Genomic DNA, 6,004 nt, shown 5'->3' on the forward strand with positions numbered 1-6,004 from the left:
AACTCCAAAAATGTACTTCGCTCTATCTATAGGGCCGACTCTCAGCACCGTCGGCTCTCTGTACCCAGGGAGATAGCAGCTACTCCGTTTTCTTCCTCGTTGATGTTCGATATTAAAATTGCTGTTCGCGAATGACTCGCCGCAGGAACTTGGCGGTTTGTTGTTGTTCTTCAGCTGAAAGGCTTTGAACGACTTCTGCTTCTTTTTGGTGAAACAGGGGATATAATTCCTCGAGTACGGCCGTGCCTTCCGCCGTAATATACACGTGGGTCAGTCGGCGGTCGCGAAGATCCGACTTCCGGTAGCACAAATTTTTTTCTTCCAGAGTGCGGACAATGTTGCTGATGGTGGCGTTCGAAACCCCGGCAGAAACAGCAAGGACTTTGGTGTCTAGCGGCGTATAAATCCAGAGATCATATAAGAGGGAAAACGCCGTCCAGGACAACCGGTATTTTCGGAGCACTTCCTGTTCCATTTTGTTCCGCAGCCCCTGCGCCAGCCGGTACACGTTGGTCACCACCGAGATCGCGTCCATATCGAGAAGGGAAAATCCTGTATCTTCCAACCGCTTCAAGGTGTCATATTCCTCTGAAAGCAGGTCCCCGTGCTGGTCAAAATCGTGCATGAAATGCCCCTTTCCTTTTTAAATGTCAAAATCATTAGCTATGAAATGATTTTAATCAATACAGTGAAAAAATGCAAGAACAAACACTTAAAGGACTTTCATATTCTATTCTTATTAAAAATAGAGAAATAAAAAATGAACGTTATTACAGTCCGGCATACGTCATCCTGAGGTGAATAGGAATTTGACAGGTATAGATTTAAGTGTTAATATTCAATTATTCAATTGAATATTGTGAAATGGTTTGTGTACATTGTATTCTACTGAGGCAACGGTTCAGTTTTATAATGAAAAAGGAGATGAAACCATGAGATTTACCAACAAAACAGTCATTATTACCGGTGGAGGCACAGGGATCGGGAAAGCCACGGCTAAACGGTTTGTGGAAGAAGGAGCGAACGTGGTGATTAACGGACGGCGGGAAGAAGTATTGAAAGAAGCAACTGCCGAGATTGATCCCACCGGCGAGCACGTATCCTATGCAGCCGGAGATATCAGTGAAAAAGCCACAGCGGACAAACTGGTGAAACAAGCGGTGGACGTCTTCGGAGGCGTCGATGTGCTGGTGAATAATTCGGGGAAATTTCATCCGACACCGTTCCTTGATCATACGGAAGAGGATTTGAAATCGTATTTGGACACCATTGTGACAGGTACGTTCCACCCCGCTCAGGCTGCTATACCGGAAATGAAAAGACGGGGAGGGGGAGCGATCGTCAATACGGGGTCCATGTGGGCCCTTCAGGCGGTAGAAGCCACGCCATCCTCGGCCTATTCGGCAGCCATGGCGGGAAGGCATGCGCTGACCCAAAACCTAGCGGTAGAATTTGCTGCGGATAACATCCGGGTGAATGCGGTCGCTCCTGCCGTAGTGGAGACTCCGATTTACCATACGTTTATGTCGGAAGAACAGGCCGCCGAAGTATTGCCCACCTTTAAGGACCTGCATCCGACGGGACGTAATGGGACACCGGAAGACGTCGCCCATGCGATTTTATTTCTAGCCGACGACGCTTCGTCGTGGATAACAGGAACAATCATGCCTGTAGACGGCGGAGTTACCACTCGCGTACGATAATAGGCGGTCAGGAGGCTGTTCCGGGATACGATCAGCCTCTTCCTGTTTATCCTACCAACATATGCAAGGCAGAGTGTAAAAAGATAATATTCTTCTTTTGTCTATGGTGATAGGGGGGGGCACATCATCAGCGATATCAACAATTGAATAATAAGGAATGATTCCCATGGATGAACGCTTTGCTTCAGCTAACAATTATAAAGAGGCACTATATAAACAGCTAGCACGGGTAGGGAAATGTTTATCGAGTGACAAACGTCTGGAAATATTAAACCTGCTTGTTCAAGGGCCCAAATCAGTTGAAACATTGACCCAAGACACCGGAATGAATGTGGCCAATGTTTCTCGTCACCTTCAAATCCTGCACGAGGCCAACCTGGTGACCTTTACGAAAAAGGGCACCTATGTGGTGTATACGTTAGCGGATGATTCCGTGGAGGAACTATTGTTTTCCCTATGGCACAGCGCGGAACATCAACTGGCTGATGTCTCCCGCATGAAACAAGAATTTTTTGGCAGGATGGAGGGGCTAACAACGCTTTCCCTGGAGGAAGTGTATGAAAAAGCCCGCCGCGGAAAGGCCGTCCTTCTGGATGTTCGACCTTCGGAAGAGTTCGAGGCCGGGCATATTGAAGGAGCGGTCTCTGTTCCCCTTGAAGAGCTGGATGGGTATCTCCAGCACCTGCCGGAAGGCCGGGAGGTTATCGCTTATTGCCGGGGGCAATTCTGTGATTTTTCAGCCATCGCAGCGCAGCAAATGGGCCGGCAAGGATGGAAGGCCTACCGTATGGCCGAAGGTCCCCATGAATGGAAGAAGTACGTGGAGCAACTACCGAAAAGTCGTTGAGGTTCACAGCCATTTTGGGACTGAAAGTACAAACGATAATGACAGCCGGAGATATCGATGTTATTTCTGGCAGGAAGGAATAAGAAAGCGCTACGCATGGAAGAGAGGAGAAGATAATATGAACGAACCGGTCATTATTGTCGGAGCAGGTCTCAGCGGCCTTCGCGCAGCTTCACTGCTGACAAAACAGGGAGTGTCGTGCCGGGTCCTGGAGGCCAGAGACCGAATCGGTGGGCGGGTACTAAGTGTGCCGTTCCCAACCAGCAATGAGGCAGAGAGGTACGATCTGGGGCCGACCTGGTTTTGGCCGCAGCAGGAGCATGCGATCACAACACTGGTCCAGGAGTTAGGGGTGGAAACATTTGAGCAGTATACTCGGGGAGCGATGGTGCTGGAACGCTCGCTTCAGGAACCGCCTGAGCGTGGCATGTTACCGGAGGATGCAATAGCAACATCTAGGCGGTTCACCGGAGGCGTGCAATCCCTTGTAGAGGCTGTAGCAGATACGCTGCCGCCCGGGACACTTGAGTTGGAAACCCAGGTCACCGGAATTCGGTTAGCAAGCGATGATACCGTCCGGCTGGATATCAAACGTGCGGACGGAAAACGGGAAGAAACGGCAGCGGGGTCGGTGCTTTTAGCTCTGCCACCGCGGCTGATTGCCGAAACGATCACCTTTTCTCCTTCGCTCCCATATGATCTCCGGACCGACCTTGGCAACAAACCAACCTGGATGGCTGGTCAGGCGAAGGCGGTGGCGATCTATGATCGTCCGTTTTGGCGAGAAGCGGGGCTTTCTGGTTTTGCTACGAGCTGGGCCGGGCCGTTACAAGAAATTCACGATGCGTCTCCTAATACTGGCCCCGGAGCGATCTTTGGCTTCTTTGGTATGCCAGCAGTGACACGGCAAGAGCTGGGAGAACATCGTCTGCTCTCCTTGGTCACTGAGCAACTGATTCGGCTTTTCGGGCCGGAGGCTGGGAACGTGCGCACAATGCTGTACAAGGATTGGGCCCACGAAGAGGCAACGGCCGTGAAAGAGGATGCCTATCCGCTGCAGCATTATCCAGTGTATGGCATGCCGTCGGCCCAGGGTGTATGGCAAGAAAAAATTGTTTTTGCAGGCACCGAGACGAATGCGTTGTACGGCGGGCATCTGGAAGGAGCCCTGCGGTCAGCCGAGCAGGCGGTGGAAGCCATTACACACGTGGAGCACAGGCGTTAATTAAGAAGCTAGGTACCATTGATGCGTAAAATATAAACAAAAAAAGCCAGCTGGGCCCTTTTGGCTTTTTTTGTTTGGGGTACACTAAATCTTTCATGCAGAGCGTTGTCGGTCAGCGGGTTGGTCGATGGAGGGCTGAACCAGCGCCAGCAGGATCACCATGGCAAGAATACAGGTCGTACCCATCCATTGAAACAAACCAAATGGTTCCTGCAGCCAGAATACGGTGGCCAGCACGGCTGCCAGCGGCTCCAGGCAGCCCAGTAGGCTGGTTTCTTTCGCCGACAGGTATTGCAGGCTGGCAATATAAAACCAAAAGGCGATCATCGTGCCGAAAATAATTACGAATCCGAGGTAAGCGTAACCTTCGAGGGGCATTTCGGCCGGGGACCATTGCCAGAACGGATGCACCGTACTCAACACGGCTCCGCCAATTGTCATCGCCCAGCCAACAATGACGAGGGAGTTAAATTGTTTCAGCAATGGACCAGCATAAAGGGTATAGAAGGCGAGTGCCACGCCGGAAAGTACGCCCCACAGGACAGCGGAACCAGGCACAGACAACTGCGACAACGAGCCGTTGGTGAGTAACAGAAAGCTGCCGGTCATCGCTAGCGTCAGGGTCCATCCATCCTGGCGGGTAAACGTGGCTTGCCTTTGAAGGAGCAGATAGATCACAATCATGGCCGGCGCCAGGTACTGCAGCAGGGTAGCTACGGCGGCGTTGCCCTGGGCGATGGATGCCATGTAGGTGTACTGAACGGCGAGCATGCCGCCGATTCCGAACAAGGTGATGGCGAACGCCGTTGCTGGTGTCCGCCAAACGCGGAAAACCTGGGAACGGTCTCCCATAACCCATTGGATGGCCAATAAGGCGAGACCTGCCACCAATAGACGTGTCGTCACCAGCCAATTTACTTCGATCGTAAAATCTTCAAACAGCTTTTGCGACACGGTACCGCCGAGCCCCCACAAGATCGCTCCAACAATTACTAATATCAATCCTTTGCCTCGAGTTGTCTGCATGCCGCTCCTCCTTATTAATATCATGATATGATGAATATAAACGAATAAGCGCAGTAAAAATACTATAAGTGTATCTAAAAATAGCATGATATTGAGGAAAGGGGCAAATCGGCATGGCAGATAAACAACTGGTACTTACTCCCGACGATCAAGAAGTTACGAGACATCGCACTGGCATCCTGCCAGCCCGAGGTTATGTGACCACGCTCCGCCACATGAGCTACGGGCGACTGCCTCTGCATTGGCATGAGGAAATGCAGTGGGTTGTGATCCTGGAGGGAGCAGCGGTGTTTCATGTTCCTAAAGACCGCATCTTTTTGCAGCAGGGGGAGGTTTTATTTATTAATAGTGGTCGTTTGCATGCGGCGGAAGACGCCGGGAATGACCCGTGCACGTATTTGTGCATCAATGTGTATCCTTCTTTTCTGCTTCCCGCTTCCCTTCAGGACACTTACGTGGCCCCGTTTATGAAAGACCCTCGATTTGCTTATCGACAGTGGGAGGGGGATGTCGCTGGGAACAACGAAATGATAGCCTCCTTGAGAGCAGTACAACAGGCATTGGAGGAGCAGTCTCCAGCGTTTGAGCTGACTGTTTCCCGCTACATGAGTCACGTGTGGACTCTAATGATTCAAGACGAAGAGCCAGGGCTGGAGAAGCGTACGGAAAACAATGAGGAACGAACCATCAAAGCGATGGTGGCCTGGATCCAAGACCACTACGCGGAAACGATCCGGCTGGAAGACGTGGCCAACGCCGGTCTGTTGAGCCGGTCGGAGTGCTGCCGGTACTTTCGGCGTGTGCTACGTACCACCCCGCTGACGTACGTGAAGGAGTACCGCCTGCAGCAAAGCATCGAGTTTCTTCAGCAGTCAGAAGCGTCGATCACGGATATTGCGTTTCGTACCGGTTTTTCCAGCGCCAGTCATTTTATTGGCTCCTTCCGCACGTATATGAATATGACTCCACTTGCGTATCGGAAACATCTACGAGGCGAATCGTCTTATTAAGGTACCATCGGTAGCACGATCGCTTTTTAAAGATATGAAAATTTCATGAACCGTATTTATTCATAAAATTCAAAGTTATACTTTAAGAGCAAAGGAAAGATCCATTCTTTTATCTTCGCCGATTGTAAAATTAAGCTAGACAACGAAAAAAATCACTCGTGATACACTCAAGATGAATTTCCGACCAAAGAAA

Annotated in this window: 6 protein-coding genes and 1 other annotated feature (1 of these 7 cut by a window edge); of the genes, 4 read left to right on the top strand and 2 right to left on the bottom strand. The window is 50.6% G+C overall.

The window, feature by feature from the left end; all coding sequences use genetic code 11:
* Positions 1-106: a binding site (T-box leader), on the bottom strand; it reaches 107 nt to the left of the window's first position.
* A gap of 6 nt (positions 107-112) precedes the next feature.
* Complete coding sequence (locus ACTRXG_RS15535; protein ID WP_474285836.1) at positions 113-625, bottom strand: MarR family winged helix-turn-helix transcriptional regulator; 513 nt, start codon at positions 623-625, stop codon at positions 113-115.
* Positions 626-932: 307 nt separating this feature from the next.
* On the opposite strand from ACTRXG_RS15535, the gene ACTRXG_RS15540 reads away from it, so the two are divergent.
* The 3 genes from ACTRXG_RS15540 (at position 933) to ACTRXG_RS15550 (ending at position 3,775) form a co-directional block, all read left to right on the top strand.
* The gene (locus tag ACTRXG_RS15540) at positions 933-1,703 is read left to right on the top strand and encodes an SDR family NAD(P)-dependent oxidoreductase (RefSeq protein ID WP_474285838.1); all 771 of its coding nucleotides are present in this window, start codon (positions 933-935) and stop codon (positions 1,701-1,703) included.
* 166 nt (positions 1,704-1,869) lie between these two features.
* Positions 1,870-2,550 carry an ArsR/SmtB family transcription factor gene (locus ACTRXG_RS15545; RefSeq protein ID WP_474285840.1) on the top strand — a complete coding sequence of 227 codons (681 nt, stop codon included), beginning with the start codon at positions 1,870-1,872 and terminating at the stop codon, positions 2,548-2,550.
* Positions 2,551-2,668: 118 nt separating this feature from the next.
* On the top strand, positions 2,669-3,775 hold the full coding sequence (locus tag ACTRXG_RS15550) for a flavin monoamine oxidase family protein (RefSeq protein WP_474285841.1): 1,107 nt from the start codon (positions 2,669-2,671) through the stop codon (positions 3,773-3,775).
* A gap of 93 nt (positions 3,776-3,868) precedes the next feature.
* On the opposite strand, the gene ACTRXG_RS15555 is transcribed toward ACTRXG_RS15550, so the two are convergent.
* A complete protein-coding gene (locus ACTRXG_RS15555) occupies positions 3,869-4,801 on the bottom strand; it encodes a DMT family transporter (protein ID WP_474285843.1) in 933 nt (310 codons plus the stop codon).
* Positions 4,802-4,914: 113 nt separating this feature from the next.
* Between ACTRXG_RS15555 and ACTRXG_RS15560 the strand changes: the two genes are divergently transcribed.
* Positions 4,915-5,811, top strand: coding sequence for an AraC family transcriptional regulator (locus ACTRXG_RS15560; RefSeq protein WP_474285845.1), 897 nt, complete (start codon positions 4,915-4,917; stop codon positions 5,809-5,811).
* The last annotated feature ends 193 nt before the right edge of the window (positions 5,812-6,004 follow it).

The sequence above is a fragment of the Marinococcus sp. LNSP9103-4 genome (assembly GCF_056034345.1).